Below are 24,623 nucleotides of genomic sequence, written 5' to 3'. Positions count from 1 at the left end.
GGGGAACAGACGGTACAATGACACGGCGTGCGGCGCTCCGCCCCGCCGGCGAGCGCCCTGCCCCGGCACAACCGAAGCCATACGGAACGGCACCATGGCCATCTTCGACGATTCCTGCCTGAACGGACACACCGGCAACATCGAGACCGTCCGCCGCGTCGGACGCCGCCGCATCACCCAAGTCATCCACGACATCGACGGGACCCACAGCCTGATCCGCGACTGGCCCCCGGTGATGAGCCTGGCCGTGCACTACGCGATGACCTGCGGGCTGGGTGAGGACTTCGACTCGCCCGAACGGATCGCCGCGCTGGTCGGGCGCGTGGGCGCCGAGCCGCTGCCGGAGACGGACGAGTTCTGCGTGGAGTCGGCGGGCCTCTCGGCCCTGACGCAGATGGAATACGGCATCCGCCGGGCTGTCGAGCGGGACTGCCTGCCGCCCGGCCTGGACCTCGCCCTGACCGAGACGGCACGCCGGCGCAACTCCGAGATCGTCCGGCGCATCTGGAACGGCGAGGAACGCTTCGACGACGTCGAAGAACCGCCCGCCCTGCGCCGGTTCATCGCCGAACGCACGCCGCGGCTCTTCAAGCTCTACGAGGCCGTGCTGAACGGCGCCTGCCGCGACCGCAACACCGCGGCCGCCCGCAAGGACCCCCGGCCCTGGCTCGTGCCCGGCTCGATGGAGTTCATGGACCACCTGCACGCCGCCGGCTGCCTGAACTACTTCGTCACGGGCGCCGTGATCTACGAGGACGGCGGCATGTACGAGGAGGTGTGCGCCCTCGGGTTCGAGATCGGCCCCGGCAAGACGGTCGAGAGCCTGCAGGGCTCCAGTTGGGACCGCAAGATGCCCAAGGACGAGGTCATGCGCGAACTCTGCCGGCGGGAGGGCGTGGACCCCGCCCGCGTGCTCGTGCTGGGCGACGGCCGCACGGAGATCAAGGCCGGCGTCGACATGGGATGCGTGACCATCAGCCGCCTGCCCGTCGACGCGCAGCGCCAGCGGCGCCTGCACGCCGACCTGGGCACACACTACATCCTGCCCGACTACACCAGCCCCCTGCTGAAGGAGCTGATCCGTGCCGAATGACGACCGATCCTACCGGGGATCCTATGGCGTGTTCGACCCCTCGCACATGCGCACCTACCCCCTGAAGGTGCGGCCGAACAAGGTGGAGTTGGACGACTACGTCGATGTCGCCGCGCTGCGCAGGGCGGAGTTCCGGCCGCCGACCACCCCCTGGTTCCGCAGCGGGCTGCGCGGCGGGGGGGCCGACCAGTCGGCCGGCCTGCGCGAACTGGCCGACTACATCGTCGAGTGCCACCGCGCCGGCCGGCCCGTCGTCGCCCTCTCCGGCGCCCATCCGATCAAGAACGGCCAGATCCCCATCGTCATCGACCTGATCGAGCGCGGCATCGTGACCCTCTTCTCCACGAACGGGGCCGGCTCGATCCACTCGTTCGAACTGGCCCTGACCGGCGCCTCCAGCGAATCGGTCCGCGACGCCCTGCCCAACGGCGACTTCGGCATGGCGTTCGAGACCGGCGCCTACCTGAACTGCACGATCGAGATCGGCGCCGAACTCGGCATCGGCATGGGCGAGGCGATGGGACGCCTCTACTGCGACGCCGACTTCCGCCGCCAGGTCATCGACCGCACGTTCGAGCGCTACCAGGACACGGGCGAGTACATCAAGCCCTACGACGGCTTCCCCTACCTGGACTCGTGCGTCTTCGCCGCCGCCTACCGCGCGGGCGTGCCCGCGTGTATCCACGCCTCGCTCGGCACGGACATCATCGACCAGCACGCCGGTTTCAACCCGGCGGCGAAGGGGCAGTCCAGCGGGCACGACTTCCTCGTCTTTGCCCAGGAGATGTGCCGGTTCACAGGCGGCGGCGTGATCCTGAACATCGGCACCGCCATCATGGGGCCGGAGGTGGTGCTGAAAGCCGTCTCGATGGCCGCCAACGTCGGCCGGGCCCCCGACGGGCTCTGGACCGGCGACTTTGACATCCGCCCCTTCGTTTTCGACGACGAGACGCGCGACGAGACGCAGGCCTACTACTACCTGCGCGACCAGAAGTCGATCGCCACGCGCATACCGAAGGTCTTCGGGGGCGTGGGCTTCTACTTCGAGGGCCTGCACGCCGAGACACTGCCCGCCCTCTATCAGTGCATCATGCGCAGGCTGGGCGTGAACTGAGCACGCGGACAGGAGTCCGCCCCATCTCTCCCCGCCCCGGACACGCGGCCGAGACGGCCGCGCTGCCCCGAGGCGGACTCCGGCCCGAGGGCAGGAAGGAGACGCGGCATGTTCCGAGACGTTGTTCTGCAGGACACGCGACCGGAGGAATGGCCGGAGATTCGACGCCGCATCCACACGCGCGTCATGGGTTCCATGGGCACCGCGCCCGACCTGGTGATCGAACCCGAGCACGAGGTGCTGGAGCAGTACGAGCGTTACGGCCTGCGCCACGTCAAGATCCGCTACCGCGTCATGCCGGACGAGTGGGGGCTGGCCGTCCTCGTCCTGCCCGAGGGCGTCGACGATGCCCATCCCGGCCGGGCCGTCGTCGTCTGTCACGGCACCTATGGCGGCAAGCTCGGGAAGACGGGGCCCCTGACGGTGGACGGGCCGGAATGCGCCTACGCCATCGAGCTGGCTCAGCGTGGCTTCGTGACCGCGACGCCCGACAACTACCTGTTCGGCGAGCGGATCACCCACGGCGAGACGATGCCCGAAGACGAGGTCGGCCGGCGCTACACCGAGGCGCTGCGGCGGTTCGTAGACGAGCACCCCGAGTGGTCGCTGGACGGGCGCCGCCTCTGGGAGAACCAGCGGCTTCTGGACGTGCTGGACAGCCTGCCGTACATACGGCCGGGTGCCCACGGTGTCATGGGCAACTCCCTCGGCGGGCGCATGACCGTCTTCCTGGCCGCCTTCGACGAGCGGATCGCCGCCGCCGTGCCCTCGACCGGCATCAGCCCGAATCTGACGAATGTCTACCGGGTGCTGTCCGGTCACCCGGCGCTCCTGTCCAGCCCCCTGTGGATCAGGCATTTCCAGGCCACCGGCGGGCACATGCTCTACGATTACGCGGACATGATCGCACTCTGCGCACCGCGCGCCCTGCTGGTGGTGGAGCCGTACAACGACCTGTACAACCCGTACATCGAGGCCAACTTCCGCTGCTACCTGGCCGGCCGGCGCGCCTACGCGCTGCTGCAGAAGCCGGAGTGCTTCTGCACGTTGAATCACGGCGACGGTCATGCGACGATCGACGATGTAAGGGACTACATGTACCGCTGGTTCAGCCGCTGGCTCCGGCCGGAGACGGTCGGCTCCTGAGTCGCGTCGACTCCCCGAGAGAGGAAGAGCGTCATGGCGAAGTTCACTTGGAAGGGAAGCCCGGCCATCAAGCGCCAGGGCATCGTGCTGGACCCCGAAAAGGACGTGCCCTGGCCATGTCACATGGCCTACAACGCCGGCGTCGTGAAGTTCAACGGCCGCTACAACATGCTGTTCCGCAACATCTTCTGGAACGAGCGCTACGGCAAGTCCACGCGCCGCATCGGCCGCGCCGTCAGCGACGACGGGATCCGCTGGGACGTCGACCCGGACTTCTGGTTTCGGCCGGACGGCATCACGAACCCCGAGGATCCGCGGATGACCGTCTGCGACGGACGCGTCTACGTCACGTTCACCGAGAACTGCCGCGACGGTATCCGCGGCTGCATCGCCGTGACGGACGACTTCGAGAACTACGAAATCCTCAGCATGTCGGCGCCCGACAACCGCAACATGATCGTCTTCCCGGAGAGGCGGAACGGGAAGTTCCTGCGCCTGGAGCGTCCGTTCCGCGCCTACGGCATGCGGGGCGAGGACCGCTACGACATGTGGTTCTCCGATTCGCCCGACGCCCGCTACTGGGGCAACACGCACCTGGTGCTGCGCGCCAACGACCTGCCCTACTGCAACTGGAAGAACGGCCCGTCCGGCCAGCCCATCAGGACCGACAAAGGCTGGCTGGTCATCTTCCACGCCACGCACTACGACCCCGACACCGTCTACCCCACCTGGCGCGATGAGAACTGGCACAAGGTCTACTGCGCCGGCATCATGATGCTCGACCTGGAGGAGCCCTGGAAGATCGTCGGCATCTCGCAGGATCCGCTGATGGTTCCCGAGGAGCCCTACGAGACAGACGGCTTCCGCAGCTACACGATCTTCCCCAGCGCAACGCTGCTGGAAGACGACGGCACCGTGCGCATCTACTACGGGGCGTGCGACACCGTGCTGGCGCTCGCCACGGCAAAGCTGGACGATCTGATCGGCCTCTGCAAACCGCTCTGACGGAGGCCTTTGTAGCCGGAGGGAGACTTGCCATGGACAAGATACGTTGGGGCATCCTGGCCACCGGGAGCATTGCGCACAAGTTCGCCCAGGGTCTCCGGTTTCTGAAGGACGCGGAGATCGTCGCCGTCGGGTCGCGCACGCAGGAGAAGGCCGACGCGTTCGGCGAGGAATGGGGTGTCCCCCATCGCCACGGAAGCTATGAGGAGCTGGCGGCCGATCCGGACGTGGACGTGATCTACGTCGCCACCCCGCACCCGTTCCACTGCGCCAACTCCCTCCTCTGCCTGGAAGAAGGCAAGGCCGTGCTCTGCGAGAAGCCCTTCGCCGTCAATGCGGAACAGGGCCGGCTGGTCGTCGAGGCCGCGCGCAGCCGGGGCCTGTTCGTCATGGAGGCCGTCTGGATGCGCTTCCTGCCGGCCCTCGTGAGGCTCCGTGAACTCCTGGCGGAAGGCGTAATCGGCGAGCCGCGCATGGTGAAGGCGGACTTCTGCTTCCGGATCGGCTGGAATCCCGAAAGCCGGCTGCTCGCACCGGAACTGGCCGGCGGGGCGCTGCTGGACGTCGGCACCTACCCCATCAACCTGGCCTCCATGGTCTATGGCGGGCCGCCGGACGCCACCGCGTCCCTCTCCCATCTGGGCGAGACCGGCGTGGACGAACAGGACGGCATCGTCTTCCGCTACCCGGGCGGCGCCCTGGCCGTGATGGCATGCGCCGTCCGCACGGCCATGATGCACGACGCCCTGGTGGCCGGCACGGAGGGGTGGATCCGGGTCCACAGCCCCTTCTGGCGCGCACAGGCCCTCAGCATCGGCCGCGTCGACGAGGTCAAGGAGACCCTGGAGCTGCCCTTCCGGGGGAACGGCTATGAGTGCGAGGCCGCTCACGTCATGGACTGCCTGCGCGCCGGACGCACGGAAAGCGACGTCATGCCGCTGGACGAGACGCTGTCGATCCTGGAGACGCTGGACGCCCTGCGCGCCGACTGGGGGCTCAAGTACCCCATGGAGTAGCCGGGCCGGGTCACCGCGGCCGGCGGGTCGAGGACGTGGGGCTCCAGACCGGCCGAATAGGGCTCGATCACGCCCCCCCGCAGCGCCCGCGCCCAACCCTCGGCCATCTGGCTGCGGCACGAGTCCCCCGTGCACGGGAACAGAACCCTGAGCCTGTCGGGGCGGCTGCGTTCAGCGTTCCGGCGGTTCACGTTGACCTTCCCGTTGCGGCGCTGATCCCGCCGGCACAGACGCGAGGCCCTGCATCAGCCAACCGCTGCCCAGCAAGAGCATTCGCCGCCCCCCCACCAGACCTTCGATGACCGCCGACTCGCGAAGGCGCTCGCCGCCGCGGATGCGCTTGAGGCGTTTGCCCTCAACAATCACGAAGGTGCCGGGGTGCGTGAGCGCCTCCACAAGCCGGCTCTCGGTCTCGATCACCGGAATCTCCGACCGCCCCGTGAGGAGATTGTACAGGCCGTCGTAGTCCTTCCGATACAGGAAGAGCCGATCGTCCGGCCCCACGCTCTGCGCGACCTTCTCTGCGAACGGCCGGGCGGACCGGTAAGCGTCCATCACGGGCGTCAGGAAGAGGTCGGCGGCAATGCCCAGGAAGAACACCGCCGCGACCATGAGCCACGCTTGGCGCGCACGGCGCTCGATGGGCGTGCGCAGGATGGCGGCGATCACAGCCAGACACCCGGCCACGAACGGCAGGACGAGCGCCAGGGCATAGGGCGAATACGGCTGGTCCGTCACGGGGCAGACATACCGCTGCCCCAGGATCAGGTAGGTGCCGCCGGCCAGGTGGAAGAAGCCGAGCAGAAGGATCCCTCCCATGAAGACCGCCGACAGCACGAGCGCGGACCGGACGAGCCGGCGCTGCGCCGTGCCCACCGGCGCGGGGTCGCCGCACGGCGCCAGCACCCAGGCGCACAGGATGGCCAGCGCGGGGACGGCGGCCGCCGCGTAGTCCGGCGCGCCCTCGCGCCCGCCGAGGACGGCCGGCACGGCCAGCGCGGCCAGCCATACGGCGGCGAACAGGGGCAGATCGCCGTCGTCGCTCCGTCGCGCCCGCACGGCGGCCACGAACGCCCCGGGCACGATGACGATCCACGGCAGAAAGGCGCCGGCGGTCGACAGAACGGCGCGGTGCAGGTCGCCCTCGCGCAGCGAGGCCCGCAGGCCGGCCAGGTCGCGCGTCAGGAGCCGCCAGGCCAGTCCGTCCGCCGCAGGCGCGCCCGCCACGGCCGCATGCCACAGGATGACGGCACCCGCCGGCACGGCCAGGCCCGCCAGAAGCGAAACGGGCGACGGAAGCCGCTTCCGCGCGACCAGGACGTACAGCCCCAGCACAAGTGCCGCCAGCAGAAGCACCGACAGGCCGACGGCGAAGACGCCGAGCGCGGCCGCCGAGCCGCAGGCCGCCCACCAGCCGGCGGAGCCTCCGTCCCTGCTGTCCGCCGCCCGGCGACCGGCCAGAAGGCAGGCGGTCAGGAGCAGCGCCCCGAGCAGTTGCGCGCCCCCCTGGCGCATCGGCCAGAAGACCGCCATCGTCGTGAGCGCCACGGCGCCGGCCAGACGGCCCCGGGCGACTCCGCCGGCGCGGGCCGCCGCCCCGAAGCAGACCAGGACCACGGCCACTCCCGCGAGCACAGAAAGCAGCCGGGCGGAGGCGGCCCCTGCGCCGGCCCTCCACAGCAGCGAAGCCGCCCAGTACGGCAGCGGCGCCTCGGTAACGACCGCCTGGCCGTTGACGCGCGCCAGCCACCCGCCGGGCGCCTGCACAAGCTGCCGGGCGCCCTCGGTCAGCCGCACCTCATCGCTCACCAAGAGGTCCCGCGTCCACAGGGACGGAAGCCCGGCCGCCAGCGCCAGGAGAAGCACCAGCGCCGCCGACAGCCGGGGGTGCCCGCAGCCGCAGGCGTCGTTCTGCATTCTGAGTTCTTCAGACATGAACACCCTCAGGAAGCGGTGTGAAGCAGGTAAAGCCCGCCGAGGATCACGAGAACGCCGCAGACCCTCTTCAGGATCGTAGCGCCCATGGAACGCTCGTTCCAGTTCAGGTAGTGCTGGACGACCTCCGTGAACGCCCCGCCAGCACGATGACCGAACAGTGCCCGACACCGTAGACCGCCAGCAGGGCGATGCCGTAGAGGAGGCGCGTCGACGCCACGCTGAACGTCACGCCCAGCATCGGCGCCATGAAGGCAAACGTGCACGGTCCGAGGGCGATGCCGAAGATCAACCCGAAGATCAGAGCGGCCGCGGTGGCGGCGCCGATGGCGGCGATCGTCACAAGGATCCCGCCGGAGAACAGGGTCGAGATGAGGAACGCGCGCCGGGTCGAGATGCGGCCCTGCCCGTCGATGAAGCCGACGATGAGCGGGATGCTCGCCAGATGGCAGGGGCTGAGCAGGATGCTGAGGATCCCCCATGCGAACGCCGCCGCCAGAGCGACTGCAGGCGCCCCTGCACGGCGCGGGTCAGCGCAGTGAACAGCTGTTCGATCATCAGGAACCCCCGGATGCGGGCTCGCTCTACGCCAGCAGTTTCCTGATCTCGTCGACGGAGGGCACCTTGCCGACGACCTTGACCTCCCCGTCCACCGCCAGCGCCGGCGTCATCATCACGCCGAGCTTCATGATCTCGCTGATGGCGGTGACCTTCTCAATCCGGCAATCCAACCCGAGTTCCCTGACGGCGGCCTCGGCGTTCTCGGCCAGCTTCCTGCACTTGGGGCAGCCCGTGCCCAGTATCTGCAACGTCCTCATCTGCATCCTTCCTTGCTCGCTTTGAGGGGACGATCGGCCTCGCGGCCGGCCCTCAGACCTCTGCACGCAGTTCACGAGCCTTGGCGATGACCCGCTCGACGTCCTCCGGGGAGGCCCGCACGCCCTTCACCTTCTCGATGCCCAGGTCGGTCACACGGAACTGCTTGTAGTTGGTGACGCCCACCTTGTCGAAGATCTTCCTGGCGCAGTCCAGCGGACAGCCGTCGATGACGATGTTGGCGTCGGCGTCCTTCGCCGTCTGGATCATGCCCTGGATCCCGGCGCCCAGCCCGGCCAGGCAGAACATCGTTCCGCAGCCGTCGAACATGAGTTCGCGGGCCGCGCGGTCCGCCATCTCGGCCACGTTGGCCCCGCCGGAGCACGCGTAGAACAGCACGTTCTTGCCCGCGTCCCCGCAGCAGCAGTCCGACCCGCTCGCCGCCTTGTCCGCCCCGTCACAGCAGTTTGACATGGCCATACTCCCTATCGTTCAGATGTGCCCACAAGGCAGTGGTGAACAGTGCGCCCGCCGTCGGACGCCGACCGGCAGACGCGTTCCCGAGCGTCCTTCCGCATCCCTCAGCCCCAGATCGAGCCGTAGAGCACCCCGCTGACGGTGGCCATCACGACCACGAGCGTCACGTAGACGACCGTTCTCTTCGTGCCTATGATGCTGCGGATGACGAGCATGCTGGGCAGGCTCAGCGCCGGCCCGGCCAGAAGCAGCGCCAGCGCAGGCCCCTTGCCCATGCCGGCGCCGATCAGCCCCTGCAGGATCGGCACCTCCGTCAGCGTGGCGAAGTACATGAACGCGCCCGCGACGGACGCGAACAGGTTGGCGCGCAGCGAATTGCCGCCGACGGCGCCGCTCACCCAGCCGGACGGTATGAGCCCCTCGTGACCCGGGCGTCCCAAGAGGGCGCCCGCAATCAGCACGCCGATCAGCAGCAGCGGCAGTATCTGTTTGGCGAATCCCCACATCTGGTCGAGCCAGTCGCGCGGCTCTCCGGGCGTGGAGCCGGTGATCGCCGCCAGGCCGGCCACGCCCACGGCGAAAGGCACCATCGGCGCCTGCGGGAACAGCACTGCCGCCAGCGCCGTCGGGGCGGCCGCCGCGAGGACCTTCCACCACGTCAGACCGAACCATGCCGCCAGGATCGCGCCGAAGGCCAGCGCGAACGCGCCGGTGATGAGCCACTTGCTTGAGTAGACGGCGTGCCAGAGGCCCGTCGCTTCCTGTGGACGCCCCCAGTTGGCGAAGACGAGGATGCCGACCATGGACGCGAAATACAGGACGTTCTGCCAGAGCGGGCGGCCGGCTTCCGGTTCCGGCATCGCCGCCTGGGCATTCATCTTCTCGATCTCTTCCCTGCGGAAGATGGCGTGCATGAGCAGGCCGATGACCACGCTGAACAGGATGGCGCCCACCGCCCGGGCCGCGCCCAGCTCCAGGCCGAGCACGCGCGCCGTCAGGACAATGGCCAGGACGTTGATGGCCGGACCGGAGTAGAGGAACGCCGTCGCCGGCCCGAGCCCCGCCCCCATGCGGTAGATGCCCGCGAACAGCGGCAGTACCGTACAGGAGCAGACGGCGAGGATCGTCCCGGACACGGACGCAACGCCGTATGCGAGGGCCTTGTTCGCCCGTGCGCCGAGGTACTTCATCACCGAGGCCTGGCTGACGAAGACCGCGATGGCCCCGGCGATGAAGAAGGCCGGCACGAGGCAGAGCAGCACGTGCTCGCGCGCATACCATTTCGCCAGGTGCAGGGACTCCAGCACCGCCCCGTCGAACCGCTCGCGCCCCACCGGCAGATAGAAGCATGCCGCGAAAACGGCGACGATCAGCGCGAGTTTCTTCCACTCCGATTTCAAGCCGTTCTCCAGCCTTTGTTTGGCCGTCTCGCCAATAAATGACGCAAAAAAGGGGGCGCCTCAGCTCTCCCTGTTCCGTAACCCGCAGCGTGCGTTCTCCTCGCACACGGCTTCGATGCAGGCGAAGAAGTTGATCACGCAGGGCACCCGCAGGCGGTAGAAGACCTTCACGCCGTCGCGCGAGCAGTCCACGATGCCGGCGTCTTTCAGCAAGGACAGGTGCTTGGACACGGTCGAGATGTCCGCTCCGACCAGGTCGGTCAACTCGCAGACACAGCGCTCGCCGCGAGACAGTTCGTCCACCATCATCAGCCGGCTCGGATGCGCCAGCGCCTTCAGGATGGCGGCCCGTTCTGTGAACTGGTCGCAGGCTTTCATACTTGGCGATTGTCCCAAATATCCGGCTCCCTGTCCAGAGTCTCTCGGGGCGGGCCTCCGTCAGCGCTGGGAGCCGCCGTCAGCTTTGTTCGGCTCCGGCGCGGATGTCGTCATGCATGATGTCCGCCCCGAACCAGCCGGCCACGAAATCGGCCAGATCGTCCAGCTTGACCCGGAGATGCAGGCCGACCCAGCCCAGCACGAACGTGCGGTCACACTCGAAGTAACTCTCCCGCACGGGCCGGTTCTCCGCCCCGAGCGCCAGCCGGAAGAACCCCTGGTCGTAGCGAGCCGGCGCGCCGACGTCGCCGCCCGGGTCGCCCACGGAATGCTGTTCCGCCCCCCATGCCACCACGCCCCAACTGTGCACGTGCCGGAAATCCTGAACGCCCGCCCGGCCGCCGCCGACGCCGATCAGTTTGCCGTCGACGTGGGCGTAGCCCATCGGGAACATGTTCCAGAACGTCATGAACGCCGCAAAATCCGGGCGGACGTGGTCCGAGACCAGCACGCCGACGTCGAAGATGTCCAGGGCATCGCGCCCGCGGCTGCCCATATAGGTGCAGCCTGTCAGACCTCCGACAGCCACGGCCAGCATCGCCGCGGCCAGCACCTTCCGAGTGCGCATCCCGTTCGCCCTCCGACAGCCCCCAGAGTTCACCGGATACCATGCCGAACGGGCCATGGCTTCGAGTTGTGCCGACCCGCACCGGCTTCTTGGCCATTCTACCAAAAGGGACGGGCCTGTCAATGTCAATCGCAACTGCAGTGCGCCATGTTGCGGCTCGCCCCCTACCCTTCGCGGGCGGCGATGGCCTCGGCGAACGCCTCCGCCAGCGTGGCCACGCCCTCGCGCACCTGCTCTTCGGTGACGCAGAGGGGCGGCGCGATCTTCACCGTGGACTTGCCGACGGGGCTGAACATCAGCAGGCCCTTCTCCATGCACTTGCAGACGACGTCGAAGGCCAGATCGTGATCCGGCTTCTTCGGGCCCTTGACGACGTGGACGCCCGCCACCAGGCCCTTGCCCTGCACGTCGGCGATGATCTTCGGATACTTCGCCTTCAGCTGGTTGAGCCCGGCGTGCAGCACGTCGCCCATGCGCGCGGCGTTGCCGACGAGGTCGTCATTCAGGATCACTTCGAGGCTGGCGCGCGCGGCGGCGCAGCAGACGGGATTGCCGCTGTGCGTGCTCGTCATCGAGCCGGGCGGATACTGGTCCATCAGCGCGGGCCGGCCGATCACGGCGCTCAGGGGCAGCCCGCTGCTGATGCCCTTGCCGCAGCAGATGAGGTCCGGCACGATGCCGTAGTGCTCGAAGGAGAACATCCTGCCCGAACGGCCGAAGCCCGCCTGCACCTCGTCCATGGTCAGAACCACGTCGTGCTCCCTGCACCACTCGGCGAGGGCCTGCACGTACCGGACGGGGGCGAAGCTGGCGCCCGCGCCCTGGTAGCTCTCCATGATGACGCCGGCGACCATGTCGGGCGTGACGCCCTGCTCGTCCAGGCTCCGCAGGAACAGGTCGAAGGAGCCGTCCTCTTCCCAGTAGCCGTCCGGGAACGGCACCTGCCACATGGACGGGTCGAGGTTGACGATCCACTCCTTGAGGTCCGGCACTCCGCCGATCATCTGGGCGCCGAGGGTGCGGCCGTGGAAGGCGCCGATGTAGCTGACGATGCCGATCTTCCGGTCGCCGCCGACGGCCCGGCCGTGCGTGCGGCTCAGCTTGACGGCGCACTCGGTGGCGTCCGAACCCGTGGTCAGCAGGAAGACCTTATCGAGTCCGTCGGGGCTGACGTCCGCGAGCCGCCGGGCAAGGTCGGCGCGCACGGCGCTCGGGAAGCAGTAGTTGTGCAGCAGGGGGTGCCGGGTCTGCTCGACGATGGCGTCGCAGATCTCCCGGCGGCCGTGCCCGGCGTTCGCCACCAGCACGCCCGAACTCCAGTCGAGCCACATGTTGTCCCAGCGGTCGTAGACCTGGCAGCCCTCGGCACGATCCCACACGACGGGCGGCTGGCCCGTCATGGATACCGGCTCGTACCTTCGGAGTTCCTCCAGGACCTCCAGGGACTGCGGCACGGGGATCTTCGTCCGGATGCGGCGGTACTTCGTGTTCACTTTCGGCACGTCTCTGGGCGTCAGGTCGTAGGCTCTGCCGGCCATCGGCGACTCTCCGGTCCTGAAGGGAATCCGGCGGGAACGGAGGGCGAGTGTACGCGCGGATCGACGGCGTGTAAAGGCCGAGGGGGCGCGGCTCTGGTCAGACCGAGTGGCCTCCGGTATGATGGCGGCGGCCCGGGGGTTCCATTCCGAGGGGACAGCCATGGCGGACGCCGCCCCGTACTATTACGACAAGCTGACCTGGCCCGAGATGAAGCGGGCCGTCGCGCAGCGGCGCGTGATCGTGCTCCCCGTCGGGTCGACGGAGCAGCACGGCCCCCACCTGCCGCTGGACGTCGACAACTACCTCTGCCAGTGCGTCTGCGAAGGCGCGGCGCGCCTGGCACCCGACGAGACGCTGCTCATGCCGCCCCTGAGCTACGGGTTCAACTGGCACCACATCGACTTCCCGGGCACGATCGGCATTGCGTGGGACAATTACGTGCGCTTCCTGCTGGATATCGTGCGCAGCGTGGCGCATCACGGCTTCCGCAAGGTGCTGATCGTCAACGGCCACGGCTCCAACCGTCCGCTCATCGAAGTGGCCGCGCGCCAGGCGACGATGGACAACGAGGTCATCTGCGCCGCGTTCAGCTACTTCGAACTCACCGCGAAGACGCTGGCCGAGGTGCGCGAGTCGCCCCGCGGCTGGGTGGCGCACGCGGACGAGATCGAGACGTCCATGTACCTCTACCTGCGCCCGGAGGGTGTGCGCCGGCAACTGGCCGCGCCGGAGAACAACATGCTGCCGTCCGAGTTCTGGTGGCAGGACGTCCAGGACGGCGGCCGCATCGGCATGATGGAATGGTGGAGCACGTTCAGCTCCACGGGCGTGCTGGGCGATCCGACGCTGGGCTCGGCCGAGAAGGGCGAGGTGCTCTACCGGGCGGCCGCGGAGGAGCTGGCGAAGCTGATCCGGGAGTTCCGCGAACGTCCGATCCGCCCCCGCGAAGATCACCATTGATCTCCACCCCAGCGGCCCCAGGAGGCATGGAATGCTCGACCTGCTGATTGAAGACGCGGCCATTTATGACGGCACCGGCAGTCCGTGGTACCGGGCATCGGTCGGGATCCGGGGCGATCGCATCGCGTGCATCGGCGGGCCGAAGGCGAAGGCCCGGAAGACGTTGCGCGCGGCCGGCCTGGCGCTCTGCCCCGGCTTCGTGGACGTACACACCCACGCGGACGGCATCGTGGGTCAACCGGCGGCAGCCAACTTCCTGCAGCAAGGCATCACGACGGTCGTCTCGGGCAATTGCGGCGGGTCGGCCCTGCCGGTCGCCGCACGGCTCCGGGAGATCGAGGCCGCCGGGCCGGCCATCAACTACGCCACGCTTGTGGGCCATGGAACCGTCCGTGAAAACGCGATGGGCATGGCGGGCCGCCGGCCGACGCGCAAGGAACTCCTCGCCATGTGCCGGCTCGTCGAGCAGGCGATGGCCGACGGCGCGCTCGGCATGTCCACCGGGTTGTTCTACGTGCCGGGGTCCTACGCGGAGCTGGACGAACTGGTGGAGGTCTCGAAGGTGGTCGCCGCCGCCGGAGGCGTCTACGCCAGCCACAAGCGCAGCGCCGGCGGCCAGGTGTTCGAGGCCGTCGCCGAGGCCGCCGAGATCGGCCGGCGGGCGCGCCTGCCCGTGGAGATATCCCACCTGAAGGTCCTCCACCGCCGCGGCCGCACCCGGCCGGACCGCATGGACCGCGTCATCGAGGCCATCGAGAGCCGCCGGCGCGACGGCGTGGACATCACGTTCGACATCCATCCCTACGGGGCGACGAACACCGGGCTGGCGGCCGTCGCGATCCCGCCGTGGGTCTCGCAGGACGGCAAGCTGAAGGAGCGCCTCCAGGATGCCGCCTTCCGGCGCAGGATCCGCGACGAGGTGGCCGGCAAGATCGCCTGGATCGGCGGCCCCGGCAAGGTCGTCCTCTGCACGTTTGAGCCCGACCGTTCGCTGGAGGGCAAGACGCTGGCCCAGGTCGCGAAGGCCCGCGGGCGGAGCGCTGCCGATACGGCCATGGACCTGGTTGTCGAGGGCGATCCGTCGGCCATGTTCCACGCACTGCGCCCGGCGGACGTCCGGAAGGTCGTTGCGCACGAGCTCTCGATGATCGCCACCGACGGGCACGTCGTCGGGGACGACGAACCGGTGGCGCACCCGCGCAACTTCGGCACGTTTCCTCGGATCCTGCGGGAGTACGTGCGGGAGCGGAAGCTGCTCAGCCTGCCGGAGGCGGTGCGGAAGATGACCTCGCTGCCGGCCCGCAAGTTCGGCATCCGGGATCGGGGCTTGATCGCCGTGGGCGCGAAGGCCGACCTCGTGATGTTCGACCCCGAGACGATCGCCGACCGGACGACCTACGAGGACCCGCATCAACCGGCCGACGGGCTGCGGACGGTCATCGTCAACGGGCACGTGGCCCTGCGGGACGGGCGCATCGCGCGGACGCGCGCGGGCCAGGTGGTGCGGGGCGTCAGTTGCCGCTGAGATCCCGTCGGACGTCGTCGGCCTGGACGCCGCACTTGCGCAGCAGGCGGTGGAAGCTCTCGCGTTCGATGCCCGCGTGTTCGGCGGCCCGCGTCACGTTGCCGCCGGCCCGTTTGAGCACCTCGACCAGGTACTGCCGCTGGAAGCTGGCGCTCGCCCGGTCCATGGCGTCGCGGTACGACAGGGCCGCCACGGTGGGGATTTCCATGGACGAATCGCCCGGCGCCAGGTCCAGGAACGGGAAGAGCGAGCGGGTGATCCGCCGGTCCTCGCACAGCACGACGGCGCGTTGGACGGCGTTCTGCAGTTCCCGCACGTTGCCCGGCCAGCGGTAGTTGGCCAACAGGTCCAGCGCGTCGGGGTCGATCTCGTACTCGGGGGCGTGCTCGGCAGCGAACACGCGCAGGAAGTGGTTCACCAGGGCGGGGATGTCCTCGCGGCGCCGGCGGAGAGGCGGCAGTTCCAGCGGGAAGACGTTGAGGCGGTAGAACAGGTCCTCCCGGAACTCGCCGGCCTCCATCGCCGCCTGCAGGTCCCGGTTCGTACACGCGATCACCCGCACGTCGACGGGCAGGTCGGCGGTGTCGCCGACGCGGCGGATCTCGCGCTCCTGCAGCGCCCGGTTGATCTTGACCTGCAGGTCGGGCACGAGTTCGCTGATCTCGTCGAGCAGGAGCGTGCCGCCGTGGGCCTCCATGAACAGGCCGCGCTTGTCCTTCGTCGCGCCGCTGAAGGCCCCCCGTACGTGGCCGAACAGCTCGCTCTCGATCAGGTCCTTGGGCATGGCTCCGCAGTTGATGGCCACGAACCGCCGGTTGCGACGACTGCTGGCGAGGTGGATGGCGCGCGCGAAGCGCTCCTTGCCCGTGCCGCTCTCGCCCATCAGCAGCACGGTCGTGTCGGAGTCGGCCGCCTTGCGCGCCAGTTCGAACACGTGCCGCATCGCGGGGCTGTCCCCGATGATGCTCCCGAATCCGTACCGGAGTTCGACCTGCTCCTTGAGAATCTCGGTCTCTTCGCGCAGTTGCTTCCGCTCAAGGGCCTTCTCCAACGCGATCTTCAGCTCCTCCGGCTCGAACGGCTTCGTCAGGTAGTTGTACGCCCCCGCCTTGACGGCGTCGACGGCCTGGGAGACGGTCGCGTAGGCCGTCATGAGGATGACCTCCGTGTTCGGCGCCTCGCGCTTGATCGTCTGCAGCAGGCGCATCCCGTCCATGTCGGGCATGCGGATGTCGGTCAGGATCAGGTCCACCGGGTCGCGCCGAGCCCGCTCCAGCGCGACCGAGGCGGAACGGAAGGTCTCAACATCCCATTCATCCCCCAGCATCGTGGACAGCATCTTGAGCATGCTGTCCTTGTCGTCGACGATGAGCACAGTGCCCTTCGCACTCATGGTGTCCTCCGTGTACACGTACCCCCCCCGGGCAGCGGCCGGCGGCGCCGCCTTGCATTGGGGGGAGGCCGATTCCTATAATCCGGGTTCATTGTAAGCGAGGTGCCGGCCGTCGCAAGGGCCGGTCGGCACGCACGGACGGGATCGTGCCATGAGGGCCGTCGTACAACGGGTTTCCGAGGCGAGCGTCCGGGTGGACGGCCGCGCCGTGGCCCGCATCGGGCCGGGACTGGCCGTGCTGCTGGGGGTGGGCGCGGACGACGAAGAGGCCGATGCGCAGTACATGGCCGGCAAGATGGCCGGCCTGCGCGTCTTCTCCGACGCGGAGGGCCAGATGAACCTGTCCGTCCGCGACTGCGGCGGAAGCGTGCTCCTGGTCTCCCAGTTCACCCTCTACGGCGACTGCCGCAAGGGGCGGCGACCATCGTTCACCGGTGCGGCGGAGCCCTCCAGGGCAGAGGCACTCTACGAGCTGACCGCCCGGACGCTGGAGGAGCAGGGCCTGCCGGTGCGCCGGGGAGTCTTCGGCGCACACATGGAGGTGGCGCTTGTGAACGACGGGCCGGTCACGGTGCTGCTGGATTCCGGGAAGGTGTTCTGAACGCGCCAGGGGAGACGGGGATGAGGCATCTGCAGTTGATTGCCGTCTGCACCGTGCTGGCCCTTCTGTGTGGCTGCGTCACGGCCGGATCGAAGGGCAGGCCCGCGCCGGCCTCGCTCGATGACGCCTCCGAATGGGTCCCCGTGGAGGAGCCCGCCCCCGTCGCCGTCCCGGAACCGCCCGCCCGCCGCCTGGCCACGGACGCCGCCGCACTCGCCTACGAACTCGGCAGCGTGCTGCGCCGCCCGCCGCTGCTGCAGGGGCGGCTGGACGTGCCGCTGCGGCGGGACTGGAGGTACATCGTCATCCACCACAGCGCGACGGATTCGGGCAACCGGGCGATCTTCGACCACCACCACAGGACCCAGCGCAAGTGGCAGGGCGTGGGCTACGACTTCGTGATCGGCAACGGCTCGGGCAGCGCCGACGGCAAGGTGGAGGTGACCTTCCGCTGGGAGAGCCAGATCACGGGCGCGCACGCCGCCAGCGCCGGCAACGAGTACAACCAGTACGGCATCGGCATCTGCCTGGTGGGCAACCTCCAGCACGACCACCCGACCGCGCGGCAGATGGAGGCCCTGGTGGGCCTGGTCAACTACCTGCAGACCCGCTGCGGGATCCCCACGTGCAACGTGCTGGGGCACCGTCACGTGCCCGACGCGTCCACCGAGTGCCCGGGCCGCAACTTCCCCTGGTATGAGTTCCTTTCCCGCCTCGATCACTGACCTCACGCCCGCCCCAGCAGATCGTCCAGTTCGCGCTCGGACAGCTCGCGGATGCCCAGGGCGCGCGCCTTGTCCCGCTTGGTCCCCGGATCGGCGCCCACCACCAGGTAGTCGGTCTTCTTGCTGACGCTTCCGGTCACGCGCCCGCCGGCCGCCTCGATCCGCGCGGCAACCTCCTCGCGCGTCCCGTGCTCCAGCGAGCCGGTCAGCACGAAGCTCAGGCCAGCGACCGGCCGGCGTTGCGCCGTTCGCTCCGGCGCCCGGGACCTCATGTTGACGCCGGCCGACCGGAGCCGGGCCAGGAGGTCCCGAGTCGACTCGCGCCCGAAGAACCCGACCACGGCCCCGGCCACCGTCGGTCCCACGCCCGGCACCGCCATGAGCGCCCGCTCATCGACCGCCGCGAGCGCGTCGAGGTCGTGGTAGTGCTCGGCCAGCACGTCGGCAAGGTGGGCGCCCACGTGCGGGATGCCCAGGCCGCGCAGCAGTCGGGAGAGGTCCCGCCGTTTGCCGGCCTCGATGGCCCCGATCAGGTTGCGGGCGGACGTCCGGCCCATCCGATCCATGCCGGCCACCGCGGCCTCATCGAGCACGTAGATGTCCGCGCAGTCGCGCAGAAGCCCGGCGGCGACGAGCTGGCGCACGAGCGCCTCGCCCAGGCCCTCGATGTCCATGGCGTCGCGGCTCGCGAAGTGGATGATGCGCTCCTCGCGCTGGGCCGGGCAGGCGGGGTTGTCGCAGGAGAGCGCGACGCTCGCCGTCACCGGCCCGCCGCAGGACGGACACTCCGTCGGGCGCGGAACGGGCCTCTCGTCGCCGGACCGGCGCTCGGCCAGCGGCCGCACGACCTGCGGGATGATCTCGCCGGCCTTCTCGACCAGGACCAGGTCGCCGATGCGCAGGTCCTTGCGGACCACCTCGTCGAAGTTGTGCAGCGAGGCCCGGCTCACGGTGGAGCCGGAGAGGCGGACGGGCTCCAGCACGGCCACGGGCGTGAGCTGGCCGCTCTTGCCCACCTGCACGCGCACGTCCAGCAGCCGCGTCACCTGTTGTTCGGCCGCGAACTTGTAGGCGATCATCCAGCGCGGCGCCTTGGAGGTGCGCCCGAGCCGCCCTCGCTGCGCCAGGCTGTCTACCTTGACGACCAGGCCGTCGACGGGATACTCCAGTTCGCGGAGGCGGCCCTCCCACGCGGCACACCGGCGCAGCACCTCGTCGACGTCGGCGCAGCGGGCGACGCGCGGGTTGGTGGGACAGCCGTGGTCGGCCAGCCAGCGCAGGCGCTCCCAGTGCGAGTCGGGCACGTCCACGCCCTCGCTGCGCCCGATCTCGTAGAGGACGACGCGCAGGCGGCGCGCGGCCGTCAGGCGGCTGTCCAGGAGCTTCAGGGATCCGGCGGTGGCGTTGCGGGGGTTGGCGAAGGGCGGCTCCCCGCCGGCCGCCCGATCCTCGTTCGCGCGGCGGAAGTCGGCGAAGGCCATGTACGCCTCGCCGCGGACCTCGATCACGCTGCCCTCCAGCAGGGGGTCGATGCGCCCCTCCGGGTCGTGCAGCCGCAGGGGGAGCCCCTGGAGGGTGCGGGCGTTCTGCGTCACGTCGTCGCCGCGGACGCCGTCGCCCCGGGTGATGGCCTGGTCCAGGATGCCGTCGCGGTAGATCAGGTTCATGGCAACGCCGTCGACCTTCGGCTCCACGACGTAGGCCGGGGCCTCGTCCGGGCCGAGGAGTTCGCGCACGCGCCGGTCGAAGTCGCGGACCTCCGCCTCGTTGTAGGTGTTGTCGATGCTGAGCATCGGGGAGAGATGCTCGGCGGCGGCGAACTGCTCGATCGGCTCGCCGCCGACCCGGCGGGTCGGGCTGTCGGGGGTGGCGAACCGGGGGTGTTCGGCCTCGAGGCGCCGCAGTTCGTCCAGGAGGGCGTCGAACTCACGGTCCGAGATCTCGGGCTGTAACTCCACGTAGTAGAGCCGGTTATGACGGCGGATGGCCCGGCGGAGCTCCTCGATGCGCTCGCCGGTTTCCTCGGTGGACGCCATGGCGGTCTCTCCACGACGGACGGACGCCTGTCAGCGGCGCCGCGCGTGCCGCTCCCGGGCAGCCTGGCGGAAGAACCGTCGCAGTCCCTCCGTACACCCTTCGCAGAGCGCGCCGCAGGCCAGGCGGTCCTCGGTCAGCGTCCCCCAATCGTCGGGGGCCACGAAGGCCGGGCGCAGGATGCAGGTGTTCGTGCAGTACGCCGTGTCGGCGACCACGGTCACGTCGTCCCGCGCGGGGTCGGGCACGCCGAACATGAAGCAGAGCTGGCGCATGACCTCCGTCTTCAGGTAGCTGTACGGCATGCCCCAGATGTGCTCGAGCCGGTAGGTGCTGATGACGGCTGCGGTGAGCGGCTGGGCGCGGCCGACGACGTATCCGGCGTCCGGGGCGTCCGGCGGCCGGCGGGAGTCGAACATGTCCTCGTCCATGACGCACAGGTCGTAGTGATCGCCCAGCGCCCGCTCGCGGCGCCAGGGCTCGACGGCGAACGAGTGCAGCACCTGCTGGACGTCCACCTGCATGCGCTCGCGGTTCAGGGCGTCATAGACGTACCAGTCGACGCTCTGGTATGGGACCAGTTCGTTGTCTTCGTTGCGCCATTGAGGATCGCGGAAGCGGCCGAAGTCGCTGATCGGCAGGGGCATCCTGCATTTGCCGATGGTCAGGACTTCCTTGATGGCGTCCACGATGGCCGCCTTCTCGGGCCAGAAGTCCTTGTTGTTGAGCAGGTTGAGGGGCTTGTATCGGCTCATCGGAACTCGACGATCTCCTGCAGCGGCTTGCGGGGCCGCTGTGCCGGCTCCTCGGCGGGGTACCCCAACGGCGTCAGCGCCACCGGCTCCAGGTCGTCCGGCAGTCCCAGCACCTGGCGCAGCCGGTCGGGCTTGAACGCGCCGATCCAGCACGTGCCCAGACCCTCGGCGGCGGCGGCCAGGATCAGGTGCTCCATGGCGATGCTGACGTCCACGTCGCTGTAGTTCTTCCCGTCGCTCCTCTGCCAGGCCTCTGCGGGCCGCGCGCAGGCGCAGATGACGATCGGCGCCTCGGCGAACCACGGCTGCGAGTAGGCGTCCAGAAGCCGCGTGCGCAACTCGGCCTCCCGGATGACCAGGAAGCGCCACGGCTGGCGGTTGGCCGCGCTCGGGGCGATCCGAGCCGCCTCCAGGACACGCCCCAGCGTCTCCTCGTCCACGGGGTCCGCGCGGTAGGCGCGCACGCTCCGGCGCCGTCTGAGCACATCGTGGAAGTCCATGGTCTCCCCCCTTCTGGATGTCCGGGTACATTATTGTCCCCGGGCCTCGGGTTTGCAAGCCGGCGAGCCGTCCGGAGCGAGTTCCGGGCGGCTTCAGCCGTTCCGGCGGTCCTTGCACCAGGTGCGGATGCGTTCGTCCTGGTTGCGGACGCGTTCGGCCAGCGCGTCCTTGTGGCGGACGAGGGCTTCGCGCAGCGCCGGATCGCCGCCGGCGAGGATCTGCACGGCCAGGATGCCCGCGTTGGCCGCGCCGGACCTGCCCAGTCCCACGGTGGCCACCGGCACGCCGGCGGGCATCTGCACGGTGGACAGCAGGCTGTCCATGCCGCCCATGCGGTCGGTCGGGATCGGGACACCGATCACCGGGATGACGGTGGCCGCGGCCAGGACGCCGGCCAGGTGGGCCGCCCCGCCGGCGGCCGCGATCAGCACCTGAACGCCGCGGCCGGGCGCCTTTCGCGCGTATTCCTCCACCGCGCGGGGCGAGCGATGGGCGCTGAGCACGCGCATCTCGAACGGCACGCCGAACTGCTCGAGCACCTCGACGGCGGCCTCCACCACGGGCAGGTCGGACTCGCTGCCCATCACCAGTGCGACGCGGGGGGCGTCGGTCATGGGGCGTCTCTTTCTTGACGGAGTGCCCGGCTCAGGTTGCCGGCGCGCCGGCTACTCCTCTTCCCTGGCCTTCTGGTGGCGGGCGATGATCTCCTGCTGAACGTTCGCGGGCACGACGGCGTAGTGCGAGAACTCCAGGGTGAAGCTGCCTTCGCCGCCCGTCATGCTCTTCAGCTCGGTGCTGTAGCGGGTGACCTCGGCCCGCGGGATCTCGGCCTTGACGACCTGCAGGCTGCCGACCTGGTCCATGCCGAGGATGCGGCCCCGGTGGCCGGTCAGGTTGCCGGTGACGTCGCCCATGTACTGCGAGGGGATGGTCACCTCGATCAGCGCCATCGGCTCCAGGAGGACGGGCTTCGCCTGCTCGAAGGCCGCCTGGAACGCGCGCCCGCCGGCGATCTTGAACGCCGCTTCCGAGGAGTCCACCGTGTGGTACGATCCGTCGTGCACGGCGGCCTTGACGTCGACAATCGGGCAGCCCGCCAGGATGCCCCTCTCGAGGACCTCGCGGATGCCCTTCTCGATGGCGGGGATGTACTGGCGCGGGATGACGCCGCCGACGACCTCATCCAGGAACTCGAAGCCGGCCCCGCGTTCGTTCGGCTCCACGCGCAGGTAGACCTCGCCGAACTGCCCGCGTCCGCCCGTCTGCTTCTTGTGGCGGTGCTTGCCCTCGGCCGCACGTGTGACCGTCTCGCGATAGGCAATGGCCGGCTCGTGGGTCTCGACGGCCACCCCGTAGCGGCGCTTCAGCCGGCTCAGCATGACATCCACGTGCAGAATGCTCATGCCCGTGATCACCAGTTCGGCGCCCTGGCCGCGCCCGACGGTGAAGGTCGGATCGCCCTCGGCCAGGCTCTGGAGGCCCTGGGCCACCTTCTGGTCGTCGTCGCGACTCTGCGTCCCGATGGCCAGCGGCATCATGGGCGCCGGGAACGCCGTCGGCCGGACGCTCAGACGGGTCTCCCCGCAGAGCGTGTCGTCCAGGCGCAGCTCCTCGACCTTGGTCACGCAGAGCAGGTCGCCGGGGACGGCATAGTCGGTCTCCTCATGCCCCTCGCCCTTGGGCAGGTAGATGTGGCCGAGCCGTTCGGGCTTGCCCGTGCGGGCCAGATGCACGGTCAGGTCCCCACGGAGGCTGCCGCTGTAAACGCGGAAGCAGGCGACCTTTCCGACGTGGACGTCCGTGGTGGCGCGGAAGACGCGCGCGCAGAACGCACCGTCGGGGTCGGCCGGCAGGGGCACCTCCTGAGCGTCCGCACCGAGGGCGCTGCGCGGTGCCATGTCGGCCGGGGCCGGCGCACAGGCGGCCAGGAAATGCCCGGTCTCGCGCACGCCGACGTCGGCGCGGGCCGCACAGCAGAGGATGGGCACCAGGGCACCGGACGCCACGGCCCGGCGCAGCGTGGCGGCGATCTCGGCCGGGTCGATCGTCTCGCCCTCGAAGTAGCGCTCCATCAGCTCGTCGTTGCTCTCGATGACGCTCTCCAGGGCCGCCTCGCGGGCCGCGTCGAAGTCGCCCTCGACGCCGGCGGGCGCCTCCTCGGTCTCCAGAACGTTCACCACGCCCTTGACGCCCTGCCCGGTTCCGATGGGCAGGAAGACGGGGCGGCACTGGTTGCCGAACGTCGTCTGGATCTCGTCCAGCGCCTTGGACAGGTTGACGTTGTCGCCGTCGATGCGCGTCAGGAGGATCACGCGGGCGAGCCCTTCGCGTTCGGCGGCCGCCCACATGTTGCGCGTGTTGAGCTGGATGCCTTCGCGGGCGCTGACGCAAATGACGGCCGTCTCGACCACGGGCAGCACGGAGACGGCGGCCCCGACGAAGTCCGGGTAGCCGGGTGTGTCGATGAGGTTGAAGGCACGGCCCTCGAACTCGAACTGGAAGATCACGCTGTTGATGGAGAACTTCCGTTCCTGTTCTTCGACTTCGTAGTCGCTCAGCGAACTGCCGGCGTCGACATCCCCGGCGCGCTTGGCGACCCCGGCCACGTGCAGGAAGTGGTCCACGAAGGTCGTCTTGCCCACGCCTCCATGTCCGAGCACGGCAACGTTCAGGATGTTCGAAGGTGTTCGCGGGGCCATCAGAGGTCTCCAGTCTGGCTGTCTGCTCCGGAGTTCGCCGCCGCATCGGGCGCCGCCGGGAGACGCGAAGGGTAGCGAGAGGCTGCCGCCAGGGCGTCGGCCATGGACATGTGCTCCTCGTAGAATGCCTTGCCCACGATGACGGCGTCGGCGCCGCAGGCGCCCAGCATGCGGATGTCGTGCGTGGAGGCCACGCCGCCCGAGGCGATGATCGGCACGTCGACCGCCTTGCGAAGGGCCTCGACCCCCTGGAAGTTCGGGTGGGTCAGCATGCCGTCACGACTGACGTCCGTATACAGGAACGCGGCCGGGGCCGCCTCGGCGAGCCGGCGGGCCAGGTCCAGGGGGTCCTCCCCGACGACCTCCTGCCATCCTTCGACGGCCACGTGCCCTTCGCGCGCTTCCACGGCGATGACGACGCGGCCGGGGAGGCGCCCGCACAGCCGGGCGGCCCAGGCCGGGTCGCGCACGGCCCGCGTGCCCACGACGGCACGCGCCGCGCCGGCCTCGAGCACCCGCTCGACGGCCTCGGTGGTGCGCAGGCCCCCTGCCACCTGCACGGGCAGGGAAATGCCGTGCAGGATCTCCCGCACGGCGTCCCAGCCGGCCCCGGGGCTGCCCAGGGCGCCGTCCAGGTCCACCACGTGAAGGACGCGGGCGCCCGATCCCTGCCACTTCCGGGCGGCCTCCAGGGGGCTGTCGTAATACACGGTGGCGTCCGACGGCCGACCCTGAAGCAGACGGACGCACTTGCCTCTGGCGATGTCAACGGCCGGATAGACCAGCATTTGCAGTCGTGACTCGGTCTCGCGAGAATGGCGCCTGCACGCACCGGACGCCGCGGATGCGGTGCCGCCCGGTGCGAGGAGGCGGCCGGGGGATG

The 24,623-nt window shown here is 69.5% G+C and carries 23 protein-coding genes and 2 pseudogenes; 9 read left to right on the top strand and 16 right to left on the bottom strand.

The window, feature by feature from the left end:
- Positions 1 to 94: 94 nt before the first annotated feature.
- The 5 genes from GXY85_02255 (at position 95) to GXY85_02235 (ending at position 5,374) form a co-directional block, all read left to right on the top strand.
- Positions 95 to 1,093 carry a hypothetical protein gene (locus tag GXY85_02255; GenBank protein ID NLW49652.1) on the top strand — a complete coding sequence of 333 codons (999 nt, stop codon included), beginning with the start codon at positions 95 to 97 and terminating at the stop codon, positions 1,091 to 1,093.
- On the top strand, positions 1,083 to 2,207 hold the full coding sequence (locus GXY85_02250) for a hypothetical protein (protein NLW49651.1): 1,125 nt from the start codon (positions 1,083 to 1,085) through the stop codon (positions 2,205 to 2,207). The genes GXY85_02255 and GXY85_02250 overlap by 11 nt, the downstream gene beginning before the upstream one ends.
- Positions 2,208 to 2,315: 108 nt before the next feature.
- On the top strand, positions 2,316 to 3,353 hold the full coding sequence (locus GXY85_02245) for a hypothetical protein (GenBank protein NLW49650.1): 1,038 nt from the start codon (positions 2,316 to 2,318) through the stop codon (positions 3,351 to 3,353).
- Positions 3,354 to 3,386: 33 nt separating this feature from the next.
- Positions 3,387 to 4,358: a glycosidase gene (locus tag GXY85_02240; GenBank protein ID NLW49649.1), complete on the top strand. Its 972-nt coding sequence runs from the start codon at positions 3,387 to 3,389 to the stop codon at positions 4,356 to 4,358.
- 32 nt (positions 4,359 to 4,390) lie between these two features.
- On the top strand, positions 4,391 to 5,374 hold the full coding sequence (locus GXY85_02235) for a Gfo/Idh/MocA family oxidoreductase (GenBank protein NLW49648.1): 984 nt from the start codon (positions 4,391 to 4,393) through the stop codon (positions 5,372 to 5,374).
- 23 nt (positions 5,375 to 5,397) lie between these two features.
- Here GXY85_02235 and GXY85_02230 read toward each other — a convergent pair.
- The 9 genes and pseudogenes from GXY85_02230 to GXY85_02190 form a co-directional block, all read right to left on the bottom strand.
- Positions 5,398 to 5,565 (bottom strand): annotated as a pseudogene (locus GXY85_02230) (arsenate reductase ArsC).
- Positions 5,546 to 7,309, bottom strand: a complete 1,764-nt coding sequence (locus tag GXY85_02225; protein ID NLW49647.1) for a hypothetical protein — start codon at positions 7,307 to 7,309, stop codon at positions 5,546 to 5,548. Before GXY85_02225 ends, GXY85_02230 begins: the two are co-directional and overlap by 20 nt.
- Positions 7,310 to 7,317: 8 nt before the next feature.
- Positions 7,318 to 7,867 (bottom strand): annotated as a pseudogene (locus GXY85_02220) (cytochrome C biogenesis protein).
- Between the two features lie 26 nt (positions 7,868 to 7,893).
- Positions 7,894 to 8,127, bottom strand: a complete 234-nt coding sequence (locus GXY85_02215; GenBank protein ID NLW49646.1) for a thioredoxin family protein — start codon at positions 8,125 to 8,127, stop codon at positions 7,894 to 7,896.
- Between the two features lie 52 nt (positions 8,128 to 8,179).
- Entirely contained in the window at positions 8,180 to 8,599 is a 420-nt protein-coding gene (locus tag GXY85_02210; GenBank protein NLW49645.1) for a zinc-binding protein, read from the bottom strand.
- A gap of 107 nt (positions 8,600 to 8,706) precedes the next feature.
- Positions 8,707 to 10,002 (bottom strand): hypothetical protein, encoded by a 1,296-nt coding sequence (locus GXY85_02205; GenBank protein ID NLW49644.1) that lies wholly within the window; start codon positions 10,000 to 10,002, stop codon positions 8,707 to 8,709.
- Positions 10,003 to 10,062: 60 nt separating this feature from the next.
- On the bottom strand, positions 10,063 to 10,380 hold the full coding sequence (locus GXY85_02200) for a winged helix-turn-helix transcriptional regulator (GenBank protein NLW49643.1): 318 nt from the start codon (positions 10,378 to 10,380) through the stop codon (positions 10,063 to 10,065).
- Positions 10,381 to 10,459: 79 nt separating this feature from the next.
- The gene (locus GXY85_02195; protein ID NLW49642.1) at positions 10,460 to 11,008 is read right to left on the bottom strand and encodes a hypothetical protein; all 549 of its coding nucleotides are present in this window, start codon (positions 11,006 to 11,008) and stop codon (positions 10,460 to 10,462) included.
- A gap of 164 nt (positions 11,009 to 11,172) precedes the next feature.
- On the bottom strand, positions 11,173 to 12,546 hold the full coding sequence (locus tag GXY85_02190) for an aspartate aminotransferase family protein (protein NLW49641.1): 1,374 nt from the start codon (positions 12,544 to 12,546) through the stop codon (positions 11,173 to 11,175).
- A 160-nt stretch (positions 12,547 to 12,706) separates the two neighbouring features.
- On the opposite strand from GXY85_02190, the gene GXY85_02185 reads away from it, so the two are divergent.
- On the top strand, positions 12,707 to 13,507 hold the full coding sequence (locus GXY85_02185; protein NLW49640.1) for a creatininase family protein: 801 nt from the start codon (positions 12,707 to 12,709) through the stop codon (positions 13,505 to 13,507).
- Between the two features lie 31 nt (positions 13,508 to 13,538).
- Entirely contained in the window at positions 13,539 to 15,032 is a 1,494-nt protein-coding gene (locus GXY85_02180) for a D-aminoacylase (GenBank protein NLW49639.1), read from the top strand.
- On the opposite strand, the gene GXY85_02175 is transcribed toward GXY85_02180, so the two are convergent.
- On the bottom strand, positions 15,019 to 16,425 hold the full coding sequence (locus GXY85_02175) for a sigma-54-dependent Fis family transcriptional regulator (protein NLW49638.1): 1,407 nt from the start codon (positions 16,423 to 16,425) through the stop codon (positions 15,019 to 15,021). The two genes, GXY85_02180 and GXY85_02175, sit on opposite strands and share 14 nt — an antisense overlap.
- A 151-nt stretch (positions 16,426 to 16,576) precedes the next feature.
- On the opposite strand from GXY85_02175, the gene GXY85_02170 reads away from it, so the two are divergent.
- Entirely contained in the window at positions 16,577 to 17,026 is a 450-nt protein-coding gene (locus GXY85_02170; GenBank protein NLW49637.1) for a D-tyrosyl-tRNA(Tyr) deacylase, read from the top strand.
- Positions 17,027 to 17,046: 20 nt separating this feature from the next.
- Complete coding sequence (locus GXY85_02165) at positions 17,047 to 17,751, top strand: N-acetylmuramoyl-L-alanine amidase (GenBank protein NLW49636.1); 705 nt, start codon at positions 17,047 to 17,049, stop codon at positions 17,749 to 17,751.
- Between the two features lie 2 nt (positions 17,752 to 17,753).
- On the opposite strand, the gene ligA is transcribed toward GXY85_02165, so the two are convergent.
- The 6 genes from ligA to hisA form a co-directional block, all read right to left on the bottom strand.
- Complete coding sequence (ligA, locus tag GXY85_02160; protein NLW49635.1) at positions 17,754 to 19,787, bottom strand: NAD-dependent DNA ligase LigA; 2,034 nt, start codon at positions 19,785 to 19,787, stop codon at positions 17,754 to 17,756.
- Positions 19,788 to 19,817: 30 nt separating this feature from the next.
- Positions 19,818 to 20,540 (bottom strand): hypothetical protein, encoded by a 723-nt coding sequence (locus tag GXY85_02155; protein NLW49634.1) that lies wholly within the window; start codon positions 20,538 to 20,540, stop codon positions 19,818 to 19,820.
- Positions 20,537 to 21,040, bottom strand: coding sequence for a nitroreductase (locus tag GXY85_02150; protein NLW49633.1), 504 nt, complete (start codon positions 21,038 to 21,040; stop codon positions 20,537 to 20,539). Before GXY85_02150 ends, GXY85_02155 begins: the two co-directional genes overlap by 4 nt.
- Before the next feature lie 93 nt (positions 21,041 to 21,133).
- Positions 21,134 to 21,655 carry a 5-(carboxyamino)imidazole ribonucleotide mutase gene (purE, locus tag GXY85_02145; protein NLW49632.1) on the bottom strand — a complete coding sequence of 174 codons (522 nt, stop codon included), beginning with the start codon at positions 21,653 to 21,655 and terminating at the stop codon, positions 21,134 to 21,136.
- Positions 21,656 to 21,706: 51 nt separating this feature from the next.
- On the bottom strand, positions 21,707 to 23,740 hold the full coding sequence (locus GXY85_02140) for an elongation factor G (protein NLW49631.1): 2,034 nt from the start codon (positions 23,738 to 23,740) through the stop codon (positions 21,707 to 21,709).
- Positions 23,740 to 24,528 carry a 1-(5-phosphoribosyl)-5-[(5-phosphoribosylamino)methylideneamino]imidazole-4-carboxamide isomerase gene (gene hisA, locus GXY85_02135; GenBank protein NLW49630.1) on the bottom strand — a complete coding sequence of 263 codons (789 nt, stop codon included), beginning with the start codon at positions 24,526 to 24,528 and terminating at the stop codon, positions 23,740 to 23,742. The genes GXY85_02140 and hisA overlap by 1 nt, the downstream gene beginning before the upstream one ends.
- Positions 24,529 to 24,623 lie beyond the last annotated feature (95 nt).

It is taken from the genome of Candidatus Brocadiaceae bacterium (genome assembly GCA_012728835.1).
Taxonomy (GTDB): domain Bacteria; phylum Planctomycetota; class Brocadiia; order SM23-32; family SM23-32; genus JAAYEJ01.
This window is presented reverse-complemented; position numbering and strand designations above follow the sequence as displayed.

Bases quoted from the DNA above. Each gene is read 5' to 3' on its own strand.
- GXY85_02255 (NLW49652.1), top strand. From the start codon at position 95: ATGGCCATCTTCGACGATTCCTGCCTGAACGGACACACCGGCAACATC.
- GXY85_02245 (NLW49650.1), top strand. From the start codon at position 2,316: ATGTTCCGAGACGTTGTTCTGCAGGACACGCGACCGGAGGAATGGCCG.
- GXY85_02240 (NLW49649.1), top strand. From the start codon at position 3,387: ATGGCGAAGTTCACTTGGAAGGGAAGCCCGGCCATCAAGCGCCAGGGC.
- GXY85_02235 (NLW49648.1), top strand. From the start codon at position 4,391: ATGGACAAGATACGTTGGGGCATCCTGGCCACCGGGAGCATTGCGCAC.
- GXY85_02225 (NLW49647.1), bottom strand. From the start codon at position 7,309: ATGTCTGAAGAACTCAGAATGCAGAACGACGCCTGCGGCTGCGGGCAC.
- GXY85_02215 (NLW49646.1), bottom strand. From the start codon at position 8,127: ATGAGGACGTTGCAGATACTGGGCACGGGCTGCCCCAAGTGCAGGAAG.
- GXY85_02210 (NLW49645.1), bottom strand. From the start codon at position 8,599: ATGTCAAACTGCTGTGACGGGGCGGACAAGGCGGCGAGCGGGTCGGAC.
- GXY85_02200 (NLW49643.1), bottom strand. From the start codon at position 10,380: ATGAAAGCCTGCGACCAGTTCACAGAACGGGCCGCCATCCTGAAGGCG.
- GXY85_02195 (NLW49642.1), bottom strand. From the start codon at position 11,008: ATGCGCACTCGGAAGGTGCTGGCCGCGGCGATGCTGGCCGTGGCTGTC.
- GXY85_02190 (NLW49641.1), bottom strand. From the start codon at position 12,546: ATGGCCGGCAGAGCCTACGACCTGACGCCCAGAGACGTGCCGAAAGTG.
- GXY85_02185 (NLW49640.1), top strand. From the start codon at position 12,707: ATGGCGGACGCCGCCCCGTACTATTACGACAAGCTGACCTGGCCCGAG.
- GXY85_02180 (NLW49639.1), top strand. From the start codon at position 13,539: ATGCTCGACCTGCTGATTGAAGACGCGGCCATTTATGACGGCACCGGC.
- GXY85_02175 (NLW49638.1), bottom strand. From the start codon at position 16,425: ATGAGTGCGAAGGGCACTGTGCTCATCGTCGACGACAAGGACAGCATG.
- GXY85_02170 (NLW49637.1), top strand. From the start codon at position 16,577: ATGAGGGCCGTCGTACAACGGGTTTCCGAGGCGAGCGTCCGGGTGGAC.
- GXY85_02165 (NLW49636.1), top strand. From the start codon at position 17,047: ATGAGGCATCTGCAGTTGATTGCCGTCTGCACCGTGCTGGCCCTTCTG.
- ligA (NLW49635.1), bottom strand. From the start codon at position 19,787: ATGGCGTCCACCGAGGAAACCGGCGAGCGCATCGAGGAGCTCCGCCGG.
- GXY85_02155 (NLW49634.1), bottom strand. From the start codon at position 20,540: ATGAGCCGATACAAGCCCCTCAACCTGCTCAACAACAAGGACTTCTGG.
- GXY85_02150 (NLW49633.1), bottom strand. From the start codon at position 21,040: ATGGACTTCCACGATGTGCTCAGACGGCGCCGGAGCGTGCGCGCCTAC.
- purE (NLW49632.1), bottom strand. From the start codon at position 21,655: ATGACCGACGCCCCCCGCGTCGCACTGGTGATGGGCAGCGAGTCCGAC.
- GXY85_02140 (NLW49631.1), bottom strand. From the start codon at position 23,740: ATGGCCCCGCGAACACCTTCGAACATCCTGAACGTTGCCGTGCTCGGA.
- hisA (NLW49630.1), bottom strand. From the start codon at position 24,528: ATGCTGGTCTATCCGGCCGTTGACATCGCCAGAGGCAAGTGCGTCCGT.